This window comes from Imtechella halotolerans (genome assembly GCF_028743515.2).
GTDB lineage: Bacteria > Bacteroidota > Bacteroidia > Flavobacteriales > Flavobacteriaceae > Imtechella > Imtechella halotolerans.
Map to the genome: position 1 here is coordinate 1,668,444 of NZ_CP117969.2, position 20,571 is coordinate 1,689,014.

At 34.7% G+C, this 20,571-nt stretch carries 19 protein-coding genes and 1 other RNA gene; 4 read left to right on the forward strand and 16 right to left on the reverse strand.

The genetic code is table 11. The annotated features are described in order from the left end of the window. Positions 1 to 79: 79 nt before the first annotated feature. The 5 genes from PT603_RS07470 to PT603_RS07490 form a co-directional block, all read right to left on the reverse strand. The gene (locus PT603_RS07470) at positions 80 to 580 is read right to left on the reverse strand and encodes a hypothetical protein (protein WP_162097721.1); all 501 of its coding nucleotides are present in this window, start codon (positions 578 to 580) and stop codon (positions 80 to 82) included. Then, positions 552 to 1,709, reverse strand: a complete 1,158-nt coding sequence (locus PT603_RS07475) for a DUF4221 family protein (RefSeq protein WP_040488670.1) — start codon at positions 1,707 to 1,709, stop codon at positions 552 to 554. Before PT603_RS07475 ends, PT603_RS07470 begins: the two co-directional genes overlap by 29 nt. A gap of 510 nt (positions 1,710 to 2,219) precedes the next feature. Next, entirely contained in the window at positions 2,220 to 4,550 is a 2,331-nt protein-coding gene (locus PT603_RS07480) for a T9SS type B sorting domain-containing protein (protein WP_040488671.1), read from the reverse strand. Between the two features lie 76 nt (positions 4,551 to 4,626). Beyond that, the gene (locus tag PT603_RS07485) at positions 4,627 to 5,463 is read right to left on the reverse strand and encodes an ABC transporter permease (RefSeq protein ID WP_008238949.1); all 837 of its coding nucleotides are present in this window, start codon (positions 5,461 to 5,463) and stop codon (positions 4,627 to 4,629) included. Between the two features lie 38 nt (positions 5,464 to 5,501). Further along, the gene (locus PT603_RS07490) at positions 5,502 to 6,398 is read right to left on the reverse strand and encodes an ABC transporter ATP-binding protein (RefSeq protein ID WP_008238952.1); all 897 of its coding nucleotides are present in this window, start codon (positions 6,396 to 6,398) and stop codon (positions 5,502 to 5,504) included. A gap of 136 nt (positions 6,399 to 6,534) precedes the next feature. Between PT603_RS07490 and PT603_RS07495 the strand changes: the two genes are divergently transcribed. Further along, complete coding sequence (locus tag PT603_RS07495) at positions 6,535 to 7,605, forward strand: hypothetical protein (RefSeq protein ID WP_008238954.1); 1,071 nt, start codon at positions 6,535 to 6,537, stop codon at positions 7,603 to 7,605. 20 nt (positions 7,606 to 7,625) lie between these two features. Here PT603_RS07495 and PT603_RS07500 read toward each other — a convergent pair whose 3' ends face one another. The 6 genes from PT603_RS07500 to PT603_RS07525 all read right to left on the reverse strand — a co-directional run bounded on the left by PT603_RS07500 (position 7,626) and on the right by PT603_RS07525 (position 13,330). Beyond that, positions 7,626 to 8,684 carry a nucleoid-associated protein gene (locus PT603_RS07500; RefSeq protein WP_008238957.1) on the reverse strand — a complete coding sequence of 353 codons (1,059 nt, stop codon included), beginning with the start codon at positions 8,682 to 8,684 and terminating at the stop codon, positions 7,626 to 7,628. A 66-nt stretch (positions 8,685 to 8,750) separates the two neighbouring features. Continuing rightward, positions 8,751 to 9,266 (reverse strand): IS1096 element passenger TnpR family protein, encoded by a 516-nt coding sequence (locus PT603_RS07505; RefSeq protein WP_008238959.1) that lies wholly within the window; start codon positions 9,264 to 9,266, stop codon positions 8,751 to 8,753. 31 nt (positions 9,267 to 9,297) lie between these two features. Continuing rightward, positions 9,298 to 10,317 carry a COX15/CtaA family protein gene (locus PT603_RS07510; RefSeq protein ID WP_008238960.1) on the reverse strand — a complete coding sequence of 340 codons (1,020 nt, stop codon included), beginning with the start codon at positions 10,315 to 10,317 and terminating at the stop codon, positions 9,298 to 9,300. Positions 10,318 to 10,366: 49 nt separating this feature from the next. After that, on the reverse strand, positions 10,367 to 11,794 hold the full coding sequence (locus PT603_RS07515; protein ID WP_008238962.1) for a CCA tRNA nucleotidyltransferase: 1,428 nt from the start codon (positions 11,792 to 11,794) through the stop codon (positions 10,367 to 10,369). Between the two features lie 69 nt (positions 11,795 to 11,863). Further along, the gene (locus PT603_RS07520) at positions 11,864 to 12,424 is read right to left on the reverse strand and encodes an L-threonylcarbamoyladenylate synthase (RefSeq protein ID WP_008238964.1); all 561 of its coding nucleotides are present in this window, start codon (positions 12,422 to 12,424) and stop codon (positions 11,864 to 11,866) included. A 15-nt stretch (positions 12,425 to 12,439) separates the two neighbouring features. Beyond that, positions 12,440 to 13,330 (reverse strand): ATP-grasp fold amidoligase family protein, encoded by an 891-nt coding sequence (locus PT603_RS07525; protein WP_008238967.1) that lies wholly within the window; start codon positions 13,328 to 13,330, stop codon positions 12,440 to 12,442. Positions 13,331 to 13,434: 104 nt separating this feature from the next. Between PT603_RS07525 and PT603_RS07530 the strand changes: the two genes are divergently transcribed. Further along, complete coding sequence (locus PT603_RS07530; RefSeq protein ID WP_008238970.1) at positions 13,435 to 14,265, forward strand: glycosyltransferase family 2 protein; 831 nt, start codon at positions 13,435 to 13,437, stop codon at positions 14,263 to 14,265. Positions 14,266 to 14,276: 11 nt separating this feature from the next. After that, positions 14,277 to 15,221, forward strand: a complete 945-nt coding sequence (locus tag PT603_RS07535; RefSeq protein ID WP_008238972.1) for an NAD-dependent epimerase/dehydratase family protein — start codon at positions 14,277 to 14,279, stop codon at positions 15,219 to 15,221. A gap of 61 nt (positions 15,222 to 15,282) precedes the next feature. Here PT603_RS07535 and sucC read toward each other — a convergent pair whose 3' ends face one another. After that, positions 15,283 to 16,476 (reverse strand): ADP-forming succinate--CoA ligase subunit beta, encoded by a 1,194-nt coding sequence (gene sucC / locus PT603_RS07540; RefSeq protein ID WP_008238974.1) that lies wholly within the window; start codon positions 16,474 to 16,476, stop codon positions 15,283 to 15,285. A gap of 209 nt (positions 16,477 to 16,685) precedes the next feature. Here sucC and lysA point away from each other — a divergent pair, with 209 nt between their 5' ends. Next, a complete protein-coding gene (lysA, locus tag PT603_RS07545; protein WP_008238977.1) occupies positions 16,686 to 17,924 on the forward strand; it encodes a diaminopimelate decarboxylase in 1,239 nt (412 codons plus the stop codon). Positions 17,925 to 18,001: 77 nt separating this feature from the next. On the opposite strand, the gene rny is transcribed toward lysA, so the two are convergent. The 4 genes from rny to PT603_RS07565 form a co-directional block, all read right to left on the reverse strand. Beyond that, entirely contained in the window at positions 18,002 to 19,555 is a 1,554-nt protein-coding gene (gene rny / locus PT603_RS07550) for a ribonuclease Y (RefSeq protein ID WP_008238978.1), read from the reverse strand. A gap of 59 nt (positions 19,556 to 19,614) precedes the next feature. Further along, positions 19,615 to 19,722: non-coding RNA, 6S RNA (ssrS, locus tag PT603_RS07555), on the reverse strand. Positions 19,723 to 19,782: 60 nt separating this feature from the next. Continuing rightward, positions 19,783 to 20,076 carry a cell division protein ZapA gene (locus PT603_RS07560; RefSeq protein ID WP_008238979.1) on the reverse strand — a complete coding sequence of 98 codons (294 nt, stop codon included), beginning with the start codon at positions 20,074 to 20,076 and terminating at the stop codon, positions 19,783 to 19,785. 13 nt (positions 20,077 to 20,089) lie between these two features. Beyond that, positions 20,090 to 20,380 (reverse strand): cell division protein ZapB, encoded by a 291-nt coding sequence (locus tag PT603_RS07565; RefSeq protein ID WP_008238985.1) that lies wholly within the window; start codon positions 20,378 to 20,380, stop codon positions 20,090 to 20,092. Positions 20,381 to 20,571: the final 191 nt, after the last annotated feature.

The window sequence follows — 20,571 nt, forward strand, 5'->3', positions numbered from 1 at the left end:
ATTTCATTTAGGATATAATTAATTTAAAACTTTTGTTGTTAATTAAATCATATAACAAGGAACTTAATAAAAAAATAATCTAAATTGATTCTAATAGTTTCCTTTTCAACAACTCCTTGTTTTTACTAGAATTGAAATCAAACATTAAAGAAATTTTACCATTATTGAACTCAAAGACCATTGGATTTGACCCCTTGAATACTTGTTTTTTATACCCCCTAAATCCAACATCGTAAATAACATTAAATTTATTCTCTATTCCTTCAAGAAAGAAATCCGCTTCTTTTAGAGTATTACTAGCAATAATTAAATTAATATTTCTTGAACCCGGAATATCATCCATTAATATTCTTTTAGTACCTTCTAAACATGAATCCAATGGTAGATACACAAAAACAGCATTCTTATTTGTTAAACTAAAGGACAAATCTTCCTTAAAAAGGATTTCAACATCATTTTGAAATTCATTAAATTTAGAATTTGAATTATTACAGCTAATAACTAAGCCAATAATTGCAATAGAAAATGCCAAAGCTAAAAAATTAAAAAAATCAATTCTTTTCAAGATTAAATAATACATACTTAAAATAATTTTCATTAAATAATGGATTTTCTATATTGTTAAAAAATATATATAGGCCCTTTCTAGAAACAAAAGAACCCCCAGGAAGAAAATTTCCTCCTTCAAACTTCTGCTCAGATAACTTTTTAAACTCCTCATCAAAAACAATAATGCTAAAAGGTTTCTGAGAAAAAGAACGTAGTTCACCAGTAGAATCGTCTACAAATGGGATTCCATGATACACCACCATATAATATACATTTCGAAATGGATCATATTTCAAATTAGCGTTATAAGGAAATTCAACATCGAAACGTCGAATATCATTCTTATACTCTCCTTGCATAGGGTAATACTCTTTGACAAAATCACTAACAAACGTCGTCTTTTCCTCTACAATCCCGGTTTCTTGATTTTCAAATAAAATTCTATTTTCAAAAGGAAAACAGTAATACAAAACATTATCTTTCCCAACAACACTAATAGGGGTATGTCTTATATAATGATGATTATTCATATTAGCATATGAATAGTCAATTAAACCTTTACTTACTTTTTTAGCATTAATATCAAATTTGACAACTACCGGATCATTGCTATTCCGACTAATTTCATGACCATTAAGATAGGTAGGAAGTACCGAGAATTTTAATACTCCTTCTGCATAGTGACTAGCATATGCGATCCACATCATAGGCTCTCCAAAATCAAAATCTGCAAAATCTATTAAATCAAAAGATTCAATAACATCTGCATTCGAATTAGTCAAAAAAAGCTTTCTTGAAGGGGAATTAAAAATAAAAATACTATCCATATTAACATAATGAAAAGAACCAGCATCATCACCAACACCGTTAAGACCAGTCTGGCTATAAATAACTTTCTTAGAGATCCTTTCGGAATCCACGTTTACAAAAGTTAAACCATTTTGATTGGTATTAGACACTACTATATATGTAGAATCATCTTGAATAAAATATTGAATTCGAGTATAACGATAGGTTAATGAATCATCTATTGAAATACGTAATGTATCCTTAGGAATCAACTTATAATCATAACTAGAAGATAGTTTTAATTCATTTTGGCAAGAAACACTAAAAACTAAAAATACTAAACACCACCCATTCTGAAGAAATCTACGCATACTATACATCCAAAAAAAATTACTACAATCGATATATTAAACCCTCCATATTTACAAGCTCCAATAATCAACACAATTGGTTATAACAATGAAATTATTTAAACCAATAACTAAAGTCAATAATTTTGTTAATCATGATAGCTAAATATACAAATAAACCAATTAAAAAAACACAATCTTCAAATAAAATAGTACATATGTATTACAATTAATAACATACATATAGTAAGCATATTCTTATACATTTGAAAGAACAGAAATATAGTACAAAAATCTCCCTTTACTGATAACTACAAAATCGATTACGCTTAGGATTAATTAATTCATTAGGGTTAGACTAAACGAAATGTGTTTAGTTTCTCTTAGATCAGTGACTATCGCAAGTCTTTTATTCTCATTATGTGGAATTGTAATTTACCGTTAAGAAGCACTAAAATAGTACCCAATACCATAATTCAATGATTAAATTAAGAGGATTTACTTTATATGTACAAGGAATAAACAACTAAACTAACGCTTTAAAGTAAAATGTCCCTGATAAATTGAATTATCAATCAAAATAGCCTTAAACCAATAATCCGAAGAAGGAAGAGGGCTCCCTATATATGTACCATCCCAGCCTTCAGAATCAGGGTGTATTTCTTTAATTAATTTCCCCAAACGATCGAAAATAAAGATTGTTTTTACTTGAGGTATCATTGCATCATGACCTAATACTTGCCAATAATCATTGTAACCATCAGCGTTAGGGGTGAAAAATTTAGGAAAGTCAATGAGATAGAATTGCTTAGAGGAAATTCCACACCCATTTTCATCACGTACATAGATGGTATGTTGTCCTGAAGCTAAACCAACAAATACATTTTCAGAAGTAAAAGGCCTGGAAGTATCATCCATAGCGAATGTATACACTCCATCTCCTATAGTATTAATCGTGACAGTATAATTACCTACATTACCTGATATTGAAACCGAAATATTAGCTATCGAAGAATCGAACACTTCTATTGATCGAGAATCACTACATCCTGAATTACGATCTGTAATTGTTACAGTATATATTCCTGCACGATTCACATAGGTGCTATAAGTTGTATCGCCATTACTCCACAAATAATCATACTCAGATGGATTACCGATAACACCTGCCTGTAATTCAATATTTCCAGGATATGTGTCGGTACAGTAATAGACCTGAGAATTAGGTTCCAATACTGGTGGAACATGGACATTTAAGGTAACAGTGGTAATCCCAAAGCAACCATCAGCTGTATCTATTCGTGCATAAATTACTTGAGTATACTGCTGAACATTCGTATAAAAATCAGGCAGTCTATTTAGATGTTGTATCGCCTCTAGCTCCGTTAAAAAATAAGTTACTTCTTCCCAATTCGGAATTGTTTGGGTAAGTGGTATATCAGCATCTTTAAGATTGAATGAAGTAAACCCATCAATATAACCATCCTTATCATCACAAGTATCCAAAATAACTGTATCTATAGTATTAGTTACTGTTACCAATGATATTTTAGCCAAGGAACTACAACGATACCTATTTTCAGTACGTGCATATACAATTTGATTGACTGAAGTATTTATGAAATTAGTAGCATTGGCAATTGCATTTGTAGTATTCTCTGCATCGGTTTGTGTAGTGTAAAACCCAACTACCTGAACTCCCTGAAGTCCCTGAGTTATTATTGAATTTGCATCGAAAAGATTAAATTCTGTGTATCCATCACCATCTGGATCACATTGGGTAATAGTAGCATTATTTACTACAAAACTATCGTATTCAATATGGATATCATCTGTAGCTAAACAACCATTAATAGTAGCTACAACGCTATAAGTCCCTGGCTGAGTGACTAAAAAAGTTCCTATAGTATTAATCTCTTGAGAGACCCCATCCATAAACCACTCATAAACAGAGGCATTACTCCCTGAAACATCTAACAATAAGGAATCTTCTTCACAGAGAGGATTATTGCTACTAAAAGTTCTATCACTGCCTAAATCAATGACATTAAAACTTCCCGCCTGTATAAACACAGCGGAATCATAATACGCATTTCCTTGATCAGCTATAGCCAGTTTTATAGTATAACGCACTCCTGGCACTACGTTAGTTTGAGCTGTTAACACCTTGGTTTGCCCATTATAGGCAATTGGATGATCATAACCATTAAATGAATCAAAATATTCTTCATTTTGTGCAGGACATGGACCTTGTCCTCTAACATTTGTAGTGTTTAAAGGTGTGTTTGTTCCAGGAATTACAGCTAAATTCTCATATGGATCTACACTACCTGACTCTTTAATTAAAAAAGCAAATCCATCGGTAAAACTACATTGATTTGTGGATGTAATGGTGGACAAGTACTGCTCGGAAGCAAAAAGATAGTTAAAGCTAATGTGGTTTGTTTGTGCTGTAAACTCAAATTCAATATAAGTGGTATTGTGCGTATTACTAATCCCTATGGCATTTTCTAAATCATAGTCTCTTAAACCATCATTTGTTCCTGCTCTCAGTACACCTGAATTTCCTCCAGCACTAATATTTGGGCCAGGTACTTCGCTAAGTCTTCCCGTAGTAAGCACTATTCCAGAGGTAAATGGAAAATCAGCACCATTGGAATCAAAATATCCGTAACTCAAGTCTCCCCCAGAAAAACTAGGTCCCCCAAAAGATGTCACTTGAACATTACCTAAACAATTACTATTAATAAGGACATCCTCTACAAGCTCTTGCACAGTATACATGCTAGCATCTGTAACTATATTTTGCCCAATTAGAATAGAATTCCAAAAAAACACTAAAATCAAAAGGGGGTATCTCACTTCAAATCAATTAACTGACAAAGATAAAAATCTTACAATTAAGAGAGGTACTAAAGTTCCCTTTTATAAGAAACAGCTATAAATCTCGTTTACGCAAAATAAATAATGTACCATACACAAAAACAAAAATCCACACCGTTACAATCAATACATCATACCATTGAACTGCATAATTTTTAGTAAATTCTTCGCCAATCTGTGCTGCAACAGACTTGACAGCTCCAAGACGAGTAAAAGGTTCTTTAATAAGATTACTCATCGCATTTAAGGGAAAGAATTGTGCAATACTATCAGCAATTGTAGAATTATCAAATACCTTGAATTTTAAGAAAGCATACACTATACCCTCTAGAATATTCCACAACACCAAAAAACCAAGCGCAAAAGCGGATCGTTTCACCAACATTCCTAAGAATAAACAGAATGAAAAAAATGCCGTAAGTTTCAAAAAGTAGGCGAGTAAGTATCCTAATTGTGAAAATATGATTCCTACTTCAGTAAAATCCGAATAAATAAGCCCCAAAACCAATGATACTACAAAAATAAAGACGGTTGAAATCCCTGAAAACATTACCACAGTAAGAAATTTTGACATCACAAACTCCTTTTTACTCAATCCATCAATTAGATTCTGTTTTAGTGTTTTATTACTGTATTCATTAGCCATCATTGATACAATCACTATGGCCAAAAACAATTTGAAAACTGCAGCAATATAGGTGTTGAAATGCCAAATAAACGGAAAATTAAATATTCCCTGCTCTGCTAAATGGAATTCTATTGGTCCTATATCAAATTTTATAGCCGCTATAAGGGCGATAAAAGTTAGTAATACAAAATATGCAATGATTAAAAAACGGCTGGAACGGCTATTCCAAAGCTTTATAAATTCTATTGATAAAAGTCGTCTCATTTCTAAATTTGATTATTCGTTGATAACTATTAGATTTACTAATGGTTGTTGGTAAGGGATAAAAATTGCTCTTCCAAGCTTTCCTTCCTTTTCACTAAATGAGATAAAACAATACCTTTCTCAAAAAGTAATTTATTAACTGATGCCGCCTCCATAGGTTCAGATAAAAATGCAGTTAACAAGTCTCCTTCTACTTTAATTCTGCCAAACTGTGGTTGCACCATTAATAATTGTTCTAAAGCAACGAGATCTTTAGTCTTCATTTCAAAAAAACCATTACTACTTGTCATTTCATCAACACGTCCAGCATATAGTTTTTGCCCTTTCCGTAAGACCACCACATGTGAACACACCTTTTCTACCTCATCAAGTAAATGAGAAGCTAAAAGAATGGTTGTTCCCGTTGCAGCTATCTTCTTAATTAGTTCTCGTATCTGGTGAATACCTTGTGGATCAAGGCCATTAGTTGGTTCATCAAGGATGAGGATTTCAGGATCATTTAGTAAGGCTGATGCAATTGCTAATCGCTGTTTCATACCTAAGGAATAGGTACTGAACTTACTATTTCTGCGCTCAATTAATCCCACAAGCTCTAGTTTCTCATACACCTTGTGGAAGGGGACCTCTTTAATTTTACAAACCAATTTTAAGTTCTCCTCTGCACTCATATAAGGGTAAAAATTGGGTCGTTCAATAATCGCACCCACCTTTTTTAGAGCTTCATGGGTGCTTATTCTCCCATCAAACCACTGATAATTCCCTGAGGTTCGATTTACAACATTGAGAACGATTCCTAAAGTTGTTGATTTTCCACTTCCATTAGGACCTAAAATACCATATACATTTCCTTTTTGAATCGTAAAGGACAAATCATTAACTGCTATTAACGGTCCGTATTTTTTGGTAAGATTTTGAATTGTTAAAATGGTTTCCAAATCTGAAAAAGTTTTGTTTGATAGCTACTAAGTTGACGAAAAAAAATGTATTTTGTTACATAAAATTGGTAATGGGATTTATGAAGTCATTGAAATTCCATGAATAAATCAACATCATCGAACTTTTTATACTATTATGACTGAAGAAAAACTGATGTCTAAAAAAAAACCGGCATACCCGGTTTCACCAAAATTACATCAATACCTAGAAGATTATAACCGCAATATTGAAATCCCGATTTTCTATGATGATTTGTTGCGCTTTTCCGGATCAGTGGTTGTTTATGATCAACATGATCAGGACACTCTCTGGATTAGAGTATATTATTCAGAATTTGAAAGAGTTGAAATAGATTTGAGTCTAAAACGTGTGTACTCTATACTTCATTCCGATGGTAGTGATGATATTATACAATATCTTAACGTAGACACTATTGATTACTGCACCTTTGGTAACTCAAAACCCTTTCGCATCAAAGTAAGAAACATCCTAAATGACAATTTCACCTACTTCTACGTGAAAAAGACAGATGCCTCACGTATATATGGCCTGGAACTTGAACATATGCTATCACCATACAATCTCAACTTTTTAGTATACAAAGACACCCTTATTGAAGAACATATTTCTGGGATTCCAGGAGATGTTTTTATCAAGGACATGTTACCTCATTGTTCAGAACCCGAAAAAGCACAAATCGCCAAGGAGTTTGTAAAATTCAATGAACGCTGCATGATTCGACTACTGGGAGATATGCGATCCTATAATTATGTAATTGTACCCACACACGATTTTGATCATGTAGTGTATCGTATACGCGCTATTGATTTTGATCAGCAATGCTATGAAGGAAAATTCAAGGTATATAGACCTCAATTCTTCAAGGAAAACAATATAATGGTTGCGCTGGTTCGGGACAAACTTCAACACTCTTCTGTGGATCAATATAAAATTGAAGAACGTTCTATGGTAGCCAAACGTATTAAAAGTTCAGGAAAACGTATTAAAAAACTAATGCGTTGCATGAGAACAGACAAAATTTCTAGTAGAGAAAATATTCGCCAGCTAAAAATGGAAATATTTGCCTATACTCAGGATGTTGCCTTTAAAAAAAGTAGAAATATGGGGAATGTACTTTCCGCAGCTCTAGATTTTGTATTGCGAAACTATGAAAACGTTAATGTAAAGCGATTGCTGCAACAGTAGACAATCGCTTTATTTTTACTTTATCCTTTTTGTTCTTTATTAAAGTACACTAAATAATAGTACATCTGTTTTTCTTCATCCCAACCCTTTTCAACAAATTTCTCAGCGGATTCTGGATTAATAAAATCCATTTTTATCTGAATATTTGTATCTAATTGGATTACGTTCTTCATCTTTTTACGGACATCTGACACTGCTTTGTTAGCGATTGGAAAATTAGAAACATCTTCTATGCTATACTTAGGTCCTCTTTCTACTTTATAGTGTTTAAATTCTGGAATTAAATCAGGATTATCCAGCACCTCATTTAGAAAAGCGGTTTCTTCAAACTCATTATTTTTAGCGAAATGATTTACTGCACGATTCATAAACATCACTTCTTCTTTCTTATCTTCTGCCGGAAGTACAACATCCTTAGCAAAATCTTGGCAAAACTTCAAGTATTTCTTTGTAAAGAAATTCTCATCAGTTAGAACATCTACTCCTAAAAAATTCTCAAGCCAATATTTAGTATCATATCGATTACTATCTACCGAAAGAATCTTATACCCTTCCTCTTTATTTACATTTAGTATAATACATCCTTTGTCAAGTTTATTGATGTTTATACCTTCCTGTACCAATATTTCAAGTAAACCTGGTTTTTCTTCAAACTGAAGAAAACTATGTTTCATTTCACTCTTAAAAATCCCAATGGCATTAGCCTTCTTATTATCAACCATTACATCACTCAACAATGTAACATATACCTCCCCGCTTTTAATATGTGGATGATTGGATTGATCAAATAACAAGGTTGCAATTTTTTTTGACTGCATGTGTATACTTGCAGGATTTTCAAAAATTTCAGAAGCAATCTTAAATAATTCATTAAACTCAACATCTACCTCATTATCAAAACGATAATAATTCTCTTCCTTTTCTCTGAAAGGTTTAAAAAAATATTCTTTTAAAAGACCAGTGATCTCATCGTTAAGGGTGTATGGAACTTCTGATAAAAATACACCTTCATTACGGCTTTTGTTACCGACACGATGTATCGAAAGACTTTCAATATGAGTAGGATATAAATTGAGCATAGTAATAGATTCTCTTAATTGATAATTATGAGTTTAATAAAATAGTAATAAATAATGGGGAACTTCTTAATTCCAGTTTTCGTCAAAATCTAGGTCGTCAAAATCCTCGATATCCATTCCAAAATCATCGAAATCATCATCAAGGTCTAAATCTTCTCCTTCAAAATCCTTTTCAGGTGCCTCATCAGGTACATTACCATGAGCAAAAAGAAGCATAGGGTATGTCAATCCATTTTCTGGTTCAGCCGTCTCAACCATCTCTACAAAAAATGTCCACATACTCATAAAATCATACACATAAATAAGCTTATTCTCAGACTCATTTACTACTGAATCTATTGTAGTATTATGCATTAATCGAACACTACCAGAAGCATCATCGCTAAGGTCAAACAACGATATTTCATCTCCCTGATTCCATTCATCATCACTTGTATAAAAGGATGCCATTTCATTTCCGGCAAATCCGAAAGCCTGCGTTATAGTATTATGTAAATCTTCTAGGCTGTCACCAGATTCTATTGCGATATCTCGAATAACATCTTCTTCGGCATCTAGTATGACTCTGAATTTATAAATCATATTTTTCTTATTTATCTTTTCAAATGTACAATTATTTGCTAAAACGGTGTAGTGTGAATGTCATTGCACTCAACAGGAAAAAAGCACCAATCTGATGAGCTACTCCTAACCACACCGGAACGGCCAAGATTAACGTAAATACGCCCAGAACAAATTGGATAATCACCATTAAAACTGTAGCCTTAATCCCGTTATGTTGTGCAGGCGTTAGCTGTAATTTATGTGATTTAAAAGCCATCACTCCAACTAAAATCACTACAACATAGGCTAAATAGCGATGAACAAATTGAACTCCGCTTTTCCCTTCTACAATATTCTTCCACAAGGTATCCTGTTCTATATAAACCGTTTCATGAATGAGTTTACCATCGGTCATTAATGGCCAATGATTATGAATCCATCCCGCATCCAATCCAGCAACAAACGCACCCCACATTATCTGTAACAAAAGGACAATAATGGTAGCAGTGATTAAGTGTTTAAAAGGTTTTGAAATAGGAGGTTTTCGCTCGGGATAAATAAGATCCAATGCCACCCAAAAAGTAACTGCAAAGGTTATAAATGCAGCCATTAGGTGCATAGCAAGTCTAAAATGACTAACATCAGGATTGTCTACTAGTCCACTTTTAACCATATACCAACCCAAAAAACCTTGAAAACCTCCAAGAAATAATAGTAATAATGATTTATAAAAAGTGGGCTTTGTAAATTGTTTAGTGAACAAAAAATAGAAAAAAGGGAGTAAGAATACCAATCCTAAAACGCGTCCTAAAAGTCTATGCAACCATTCCCAAAAATAGATATCTTTAAAATCTTCTAAAGAAAAATGGTAATTCACTTTTTGATATTCTGGAAACTGTTGATAAATTTCGAACTCCTTTTGCCACTGGGCATCTGTCATAGGAGGAACCATATCGGTGACTAATTTAAAATCTGACATTGATAACCCAGAATGTGTCAAACGGGTAATCCCACCAACTAACACCATAACAAAAATTAAAAAGCAGCCGGTAAGCAACCAATACACTACCTTTTTATTATCCTTTTTCATGTGTTTACAATTTAAATTTCTAATTCCTCAATCTAGTCATTAAATATATTTAAGGCCGATCCTTAGCAGGTATAAGTCCTAGTTTTTTGCCTTTATCTAACATAAAAGCATAAGCTGCCTCGTGTTCATTAGGAATTTCTCCTTCTAATATAGCCTCTTTAATAGCTTCTTTAATCATCCCTATCTCTTTGGAAGGCTGAAGATTAAACGTTTGCATTATTTCCTCACCACTTACAGGGGGCTGAAAATTTCGAACATGATCACGTTCTTCAACTTCCACTATTTTTTGTCGAACAATCGCAAAATTCTGATGATAGCGTTTAAATTTCTTGGGGTTTTTAGTGGTAATATCTGCCTCACATAATGTCATTAGGTCCTCGACATACTCACCTGCATCAAAAACCAATCTACGAACTGCTGAATCCGTTACTATCTCTTGTGAAAGTACTATTGGACGTGAACTCATTAGTACCATTTTCTGAACAAATTTCATTTTCTCATTCAATGGCATATGTAATCTTTTGAAAAGCTTGGATACCATTTTGGAACCAACAAATTCATGGCTATGAAAAGTCCACCCAATTTTTTTATCGAATTTCTTAGTTGGTGCCTTTCCAATGTCGTGCAGTAAAGCAGCCCATCTCAACCAAAGATTATCAGTTGCTTGGGCAATGTTATCCACTACTTCTAGCGTATGCCAAAAGTTATCTTTATGTCGTTGACCTTCCTTTTCTTCTATGCCTTGCAATGCAGTAAGCTCAGGCAAAATAAGTGCAAGTAGGCCCGTTTGATGTAATAACTGAAAACCAACAGAGGGTTTAGGAGTCATTAAAATTTTATTTAATTCATCTACAATGCGCTCTCCTGAGATTATTCCTATTCGCCTTTTATTCCTTTCAATGGCCTCCAGAGAAGCATCTTCGATGGTAAAAGAAAGTTGAGTTGCAAAACGAATTGCCCTCATCATACGAAGTGGATCATCTGAATATGTAATATCGGCATCAAGTGGAGTGCGAATTAATTTTCTCTTCAAATCACCAAATCCGTCAAATGGATCGAGTAAATCTCCGAAAGATTCCTTGGATAGTGATAAAGCCAAAGCATTAATGGTAAAATCTCTTCTATTCTGATCATCTTCCAAGGTGCCATCCTCGACTAGGGGTTTTCTGGAATCTTCACGATAACTTTCTCTGCGTGCACCAACAAATTCTACCTCGAGATCATCCGTTTTTAGCATAGCGGTCCCATAGTTCTTAAAAACACTAACCTTTGGTTTACCAGGTAATCGCGCTGCAACCGACTGGGCTAACTCTATGCCGCTCCCAACGGCAACAACATCAATATCTTTAGGGGTACCTCGTTCTAGAATAAAATCACGTACAAAGCCACCAATAACGTAGCTTTCCACATTTAGATCCCGAGCAGCTTCAGAAATTACAGAAAATATAGGGTTTTGTATCGCTTGTTTGTAGTTCATGAATATCAAATTCCAAAAATCAAATGTCTTCAGTATACTTAGTTAAAAAAGCATATACATCTGCAAACATTACTTCCGAATGATTTTCACTTCTCCATTAGTACTTAACTTAATAATGGATGAAGGTTTCTCACATCGTTTATCGCGGTGCAAATTTACTACATAGTCTACACCTTTTAAAATTTCAGGAGCTATTTCTAAGAAACTTTTAGGAGTTGGTTCTCCACTAATATTTGCTGATGTAGATACTATAGGTCGCTTGAATTGACGGATGAGTTTTTGACAAAACTCGTCACTTGCTACACGAATTGCTAAGGTATTATCTTCCGCTATTAAATTGGGAGCAATTCCGTGAGGTTTGTCATAAATAATAGTAGTTGGTTTGGTGCTTAAATCAATGATATCATAAGCTACCTCAGGAATCTCAAAAATATGTTTTTGCAACATCCTTATGTCAGACACCAAACAAATAAGAGCCTTACTGTCCTCGCGATTCTTCAAGGCATACACTTTTTTTACGGCCTCCGAATTAGTAGCATCACACCCTATTCCCCAAACAGTATCTGTAGGATATACAATGAGACCTCCCTTTTGTAGGGTTTCAACTGCCATTTGTATCTCTTCATGCATCATAGGATCAATTTATTATAATGTTTCAATATACTTTTGTCCCTTGTTACGTTTCGGTAGTCTTAAAAAATCTCCTGACACTCTATTATAATCATCAGGATAAAACTCTAAAACTCCATTTCCTGGATAAAAAGTTAACTCTCCAAATAAAATCCGTTTCGAAAAGGAGTACAAATCCACCCTAACAAAAGGAAAATCAGCAGACAAAATTTTGGCGATTTCAATCATCTCAGCTAACATTTCAGGCCTTTCCGGCTCTGCATCATTCGGTAGATAATGTTTGTATGGGAGCTTTTTCCAATCCAAATCATAAAAACATCTGTTGTGATCTCCAAAGCGCGCTACATCAACATGTATAAATTTAGGCTCTCCATTAAAACAAAAGAATTTATAGTCATTTAAAAGTCCTTTATCCAATTCTTCTAAGTATTTCTCACACAATATCCTAGGCTTCACATCTTTATAGGCCCATTCTAAACCTGCTTTATAATAAAAATTATGCCACAACCACTTTCTCATCTTTAATCTAGCATATGTTTTATTAAGTTTAGATTTATCCTTTACAATGAGATTAAAATTACTACCATGCACACCTTTAAGCACAAACTTTTCAGGAAACTCGTCAAAATTCACCTCCCCTACGCTATCGTACACGCCATAACATTCATTTAGGTATTGCGCTCCTATTTTAGATTCCACATAGGATCTTACCGCATATTTATCTACTAATTGATTTAAAATTTTTGGGCGATAATACACTTTAAGCCATTGAATTTTTTCATTCAACTCTTTCGGGTCTTCCAAGTTCAATTTTTTACCAGTGTAGTATTGATAATAAATCTTCACGAATGTTTTTTGGGGTAGGAACTTGAGTTTTTTCAACAAGCCTAATAAGAGTTTGTACATAAAACGATGTTTATCTTAGATTGTAATTTCTGAATAATCCCTAATCAAAGCAAAGATATGTAAAATGTACTTCTTATTTTTGTATAAAATTTTAGCTCAAATTTATGAAAGACCTCAGTATAACTGTCATTATCAGCACTTATAACGCCGAAGAATGGCTAGAAAAAGTTCTTATAGGCTATTCCAAACAAACCTATAAAAACTTCGACGTAATTATTGCTGATGACGGCTCAAGAGAGTCTACCAAAGAATTAATCGAATCTTATAAAAAATCATTTCCAGTCAACTTAACGCATCTATGGCATGAGGATCAAGGCTATAGAAGACAAGAAATACTAAATGTTGCCATCACTGAGGCTACAAATGAATACATTATAATGACCGATGGAGATTGCATTCCAAGAAAAGATTTTGTTGCGGTTCACGCCCAATATGCTAAAGAAGGTAGATTTCTTTCCGGAGGATATTGTAAATTAAGTATGAAACTAAGTACACTAATCACCAAGGAAGATATCGAAACTGAGAAATGCTTTGATTTAAACTGGCTAAAATCTCATGACAAAGTAGGATTTTCTCAAGCGTTAAAGCTTGGAAGTGGAAAAACAGCAGCTTCCTTACTAGACATTATAACACCTACAAATGCCTCATTCAACAATTGCAATTCGTCAGGTTGGAAGAAAGATATGATTGCTATAAATGGATATGATGAACGAATGAAATATGGCGGGCCAGATAGAGAATTGGGAGAACGGTTGGAAAATTATGGAATTAAAGGATTTCAAATTAGGCACAAAGCCATTTGCCTTCACTTAGATCATCCTCGAGGATATAAAACTTCTGAATCTTTAAAGAAAAACCTAGAGATACGTGCCGAAGTCAAAAAGCACAAAAAAGCATGGACACCTTATGGCATCATAAAAGAGGCTACTAAATAATTCTTTTTTCTATGAAAATATTAATCACAGGAGCTGCAGGCTTCATAGGTTCACATACAGCAGAATATTTCGCCAAACTTGGACATACAGTTTATGGTCTTGATAACTTCTCAAGCTACTATGATATTTCGTTAAAAAAAATGAACGCTCAAGACATTGTGAACCAAGGGGTAACTTTAATTGAAGCGGATTTATTAGATGACCTAAGCACCCTACTACCCAAGGATATTGATTATATTTTTCATTTCGCGGCACAACCAGGCATTTCCGCCACCACTTCACTAGATGAATACGTACGAAACAATATTTTTGCCACGCAACATTTACTAAATTGGGCTATCAATGATGCAAAAAACGTAAAACTCTTTGTTAATATAGCCACATCTTCTATATACGGTAAAGAAGCAACCCTGCCTGAAACGGCTCTTCCTGAACCTATTTCCTACTATGGAACATCCAAATTAGCTGCTGAACAATTAGTACTTGGAGAACAACGAGTAGGAAAAATAAAAGCCTGCTCTTTAAGGCTTTATTCTGTATATGGACCAAGGGAACGTCCGGAAAAATTGTACACTAAACTTATCAAAGCTATTTTTGAAGACACCTCATTCCCTTTATTCAAGGGAAGTGAAAAACACTCACGTAGCTTTACCTATGTTGGAGACATTGTAAAAGGTGTTGCTGCAGTTGTTGGTCGTGAAGATCTGGTAGACGGAGAAATAATCAACATTGGATCCAACATCGAATACACTACTCAGGACGGTATTAACCTCGTTGAAGAAATTATTGGTAAAAAAGCTCTTATTGAGGTCACTCCTCCTCGTCCTGGTGATCAACTTCGGACCACCGCTTTAATTGACAAGGCCCAGGAATTATTAAATTATATGCCAACCACCTCATTTAAAGAAGGACTCCAGGCCCAAGTTGCTTGGTATAAGGAAAAATTTATAAAATAAGCATCATTAAAAAAGCCACTCTACTAAAGTGGCTTTTTTATTCTATATCTAGTAAGTCAGCTTACGATAAAACTTCTTTTACTTTATCGGCAGCCTCTTGGAATTGAACTGCTGAATGTACAGCTAAACCAGAGTTATCGATAAGTTCTTTTGCAATTTCAGCATTTGTACCCTGTAGACGAACAATAATAGGAACTTTTATTTCATCTCCCATATTTTTATAGGCATCTACAATTCCTTGCGCCACTCGATCACAACGAACAATACCACCGAAGATATTAACCAAAATAGCCTTTACCTTAGGATCCTTTAGGATAATTCGGAACGCAGTCTCAACACGTTTAGCATCTGCTGTACCACCTACATCTAAAAAGTTTGCAGGATCACCTCCAGCTTGCTTAATTAAATCCATAGTGGCCATTGCTAAACCAGCTCCATTTACCATACAACCAACATTACCATCAAGAGCAACATAGTTAAGACCAACCGCCTTTGCCTCTACTTCAATTGGATTTTCCTCACGCAAATCACGCATTTCTGCATAGGTAGGTCTTCTGTACAACGCATTATCATCGATGGTTACTTTAGCATCAACCGCCATGATCTTGTCATCAGATGTTTTTAAGACTGGATTAATCTCAAACAAACTTGCATCAGACTCAACATAAGCAGTATACAATGCTGTAACAAACTTGGTCATTTCTTTAAATGCATTACCGTCCAATCCTAAGTTAAAAGCAATTCTTCTAGCTTGGAAAGGCATGATACCTACAGCCGGATCTATTTCTTCGGTAAAAATAAGGTGAGGAGTATTTTCAGCTACCTCTTCTATATCCATCCCACCTTCTGTTGAATACATAATCATATTCTTCCCTTTGGCGCGATCCAAAAGTACAGAAACATAAAACTCTGACGTTTCGCTTGGCCCTGGATAGTACACATCTTCAGCAATCAACACCTGATGTACTTTTTTACCTTCAGCAGATGTTTGAGGAGTAATCAAATTCATTCCAATGATTTGACCAGCTATTTCTTCTACTTGTTGTAAATTTTTAGCCAATTTTACACCACCGCCTTTTCCGCGACCACCTGCATGAATTTGTGCTTTAATTACATGCCATTGGGTTCCGGTTTCAGCCGTTAATTGTTTGGCCGCAGCTACCGCTTCTTGAGGATTATGAGCCACAATTCCACGTTGAATGCGTACACCAAAACTTGACAATATCTCTTTTCCTTGGTATTCGTGTAAATTCATATCAACTATTGTTTTTTTGACCTGACAAAAGTAACAAACCTAGCCTAATAAAACGAAAATAATTTGTTTTTTTACAACGCATTAAACTTATTAAAAATCACAAGATGGTTTAATTTGTAACATTTTGTTTATTTTTTATATTTTATTCCTTAGAAATTTTTTTCGACTAAAAAGTCACCCTATTTTTGTACGCTAAAGAATTGAATTTCATGAACACAAAAGATTTATTGGCTGTTGCCTCAGAGTTTGGCAGCCCATTGTATGTTTACGACGCGGAGAAAATCACTTCTCAATACAATCGTCTCACTAAAGCATTCAAAAACGTACCTCAACTGCGTATTAATTATGCTGTAAAAGCGTTATCCAATATTTCAATTCTAAAACTACTTAATAGCCTAGGGAGTGGTTTAGATACTGTTTCTATACAAGAGGTGAAATTAGGTCTGCTTGCTGGATGCAAACCAGAAGATATAATTTACACACCGAATGGAGTTTCCCTTGAAGAAATAGAAGAAGTAGCTGCATTAGGTGCTCAAATTAATATAGACAACCTGTCTATATTAGAGCAATTTGGTAGTAAACACCCAAACATCCCAGTTTGTATTCGTATTAATCCACATGTAATGGCCGGAGGAAATAGTAATATTTCTGTGGGTCATATTGACTCAAAATTCGGTATAAGCATCCATCAAACACCACACATCTTACGTATTGTAGAGAATACAGGAATGCGAGTTAATGGTATTCATATGCACACTGGAAGTGATATTCTGGACATTGAAGTGTTCCTTTATGCTGCAGAAATTTTATTTGAAGCTGCGAAAAATTTCAAGGATTTAGATTTTTTAGATTTCGGTAGTGGCTTTAAGGTTCCCTATAAATCAGGTGATATTGAAACCAATGTTGAAGAACTTGGAGAAAAGCTAACCAAACGCTTCAATGAATTTTGTAAAAGCTATGGAAAAGAGCTAACCCTAGCATTTGAACCTGGAAAATTCCTAGTGAGTGAAGCAGGTTACTTTTTAGCCAAAGTAAACGTTGTAAAGCAAACCACCTCTACCGTTTTTGCAGGAGTTGACAGTGGCTTCAATCACTTAATCCGCCCCATGCTTTATGGAGCATCCCACCAAATAGAAAATCTATCAAACCCTAAAGGAAGAGAGCGTTTCTATTCAGTAGTAGGTTACATTTGCGAAACTGACACCTTCGCTAGTAATCGACGAATTAACGAAATCACAGAAGGGGATATACTTTGCTTTAAAAATGCAGGTGCCTATTGTTTTACTATGGCTAGCAATTACAACTCCAGATTCCGCCCTGCAGAAGTATTATGGTATAAAGGACAAGCGCACCTAATTAGACAACGTGAAACCCTAGATGATTTAGTTCGAAATCAAATAGATGTTTCTATACCACTTCAACAGAAAGAGAAAGTTACAGCAAAATAAGCTAACTACATTTAATACATATAATAAAAAAATGGGGCCATTAACCCCATTTTTTTATTATCTATTTTCGATAGTACTTATTTTGCAATATTAACAGCACGTGTCTCGCGAATAACTGTAACTTTCACTTGTCCAGGATACGTCATGTCTGTCTGAATCTTTTGAGATAAATTAAATGACAACTCAGCTGCCTTATCATCACTTACTTTCTCACTCTCTACTATTACACGCAACTCACGACCAGCTTGAATAGCATAGGCCTTTTTCACACCATTGAATGAGAAGGCTGTATCTTCCAAATCCTTCAATCGTTGAATATAAGAGTCTAACACTTGTCGACGAGCTCCAGGACGCGCTCCACTTATAGCATCACATACCTGAACGATTGGTGCTAATAAGGACTTCATCTCTATTTCATCATGGTGGGCTCCAATGGCGTTACAAACCTCTGGTTTTTCACCATACTTTTCAGCCCATTCCATACCCAACAATGCGTGTGGTGTTTCCGTTTCAGTATCTGGCACTTTTCCAATATCATGCAATAATCCAGCACGTTTGGCCATTTTTGGATTTAATCCCAATTCGGCTGCCATAACCCCACAAAGTTTAGCAACTTCACGCGAGTGTTGCAATAGATTTTGACCATAAGAAGAACGGTACTTCATTCGACCTACAGCCTTAATCAATTCAGGATGTAATCCATGAATACCTAAATCAATTACAGTTCTTTTACCTACCTCTATAATCTCTTCTTCTATCTGTTTGGTTGTCTTCTGCACCACCTCTTCAATACGTGCTGGGTGAATTCGTCCATCGGTAACCAATTTATGTAAAGACAAACGTGCTACTTCTCTTCGAACTGAATCAAAACATGATAAAATGATAGCCTCAGGAGTGTCATCGACAATTATTTCAACTCCAGTAGCGGCTTCTAAGGCTCTAATATTTCTACCTTCTCGACCAATAATCCTTCCCTTTACATCATCAGACTCTAAATTGAATACGGATACACAATTTTCAACCGCCTCTTCAGTCCCTATACGCTGAATTGTATTAATAATTACTTTCTTAGCTTCTTGTTGAGCCGTAAGCTTAGCCTCTTCAAGGGTATTTTGAATATAGGACATCGCATCGCTTCGTGCATCTGATTTCAATGATTCTATCAATTGAGCCTTAGCATCCTCAGCTGAAAGTCCTGAAATCACTTCCAATTGTTCAACTTGACTCTTGTGTAGCCTCTCTACCTCAGCTTGCTTTTTTTCAACAAACTCCAGGCGATAATCATAATCTTTGATTTTACTTTCCAGCTCATCTGTTAGCTTTTTAGATTGAGCTAACTCATTTGATACCTGAGCTTCTTTGTCACGTGTACGCTTTTCCGCCTCGGCTATCTTTTTATCTTTTGCGATAATAACTTTTTCATGCTCTGCTTTAAGCTCTAAAAACTTTTCTTTAGCTTGAAATATCTTATCCTTTTTTATGTTTTCACCCTCTATTTTAGCTTCTCTCAAAACACTTTCAGCTTCTTTTTTTGCCGCTAAAACTGTCTTGGAAGCATTCCCTTTTTCAAGGACCTTAGCCGCTATAAAACCAGCTGCTAGACCTCCAATTCCTATTAATACTTCTATCATCTCCGTTAGGTTAAATTAATTATATAAAAAAAGCCTACATCGGTTTTGAAGTTTCGTATAAACTCCATAAAACAAGTTTAGGGCTAACAAATTGCTTAAGGATCCGTGTCTGAGACGGCTTGCTTTTACAATCTAAACTCACCCTTTTTAATTGAATGACGTTGAGTTTATCAAAAAGAATAACCAATGTAGGCAGTAATGTGTATTTTTATGTTAAAGAACGTATTTTATGAACTAAGTTGTTCTTGCAAAAGTTGATTGAGCGCCCTTAGACGTTCTTCTAATTCCGCATGAGAATGCTCGTTATCGATACTTTTCTGTTCTACTTGAGCCGCAAATTGCAAAGCACACATCGCTAATACATCTTGCTTATCACGTACCGCATAGTTTTGTTCAAACTGCTTAATCAGCTCCTCAATTTTTTTGGTCGCTTTACGCAATCCTTCCTCCTGATTTGGGTTTATTGTTAATGGGTACACCCTGTCAGCGATGGAGAGCTTGATTTTTAGTTTGTCATCCATACATTTTAGAACACTAATCAGAAAGTTGTGCTATACACGCATCTATTTCCCTGATTAAAGTATTTATCTTGAGTTTTGCCTCAGTTTTATTATCATTACTACCAAGCATTGAATTAGTAAGCTTGAGTGCATTGTACCTCCCCTCCCAATTAGCCACCTGTTGGTGCAATTGGTCATTTTTATGTTTACAAACAGTCAATTCTTCTGAAAGTTCTTGATTTTGTTGCTTCAGCAATTCCATTTTATGGAGGAGCTTACTAATTCTATTTTCAAGAGAATCAACTATTTCTGAGAAGTCACTCATAAGCACTTACCTTCAATACTTATTGTCACAAAGTTAACATACGGAATGATACTTCGCAATAGTTTTTTACTTTTTTGTTAAATATTCCTACCACATTGGTATACAAGACAATAAAAAAGCACTACAAAGGTTAGAAAAATGGCACTATATGAAAATTTTTATAAAATGTCTATTTTAGCCGAAAACCCAAA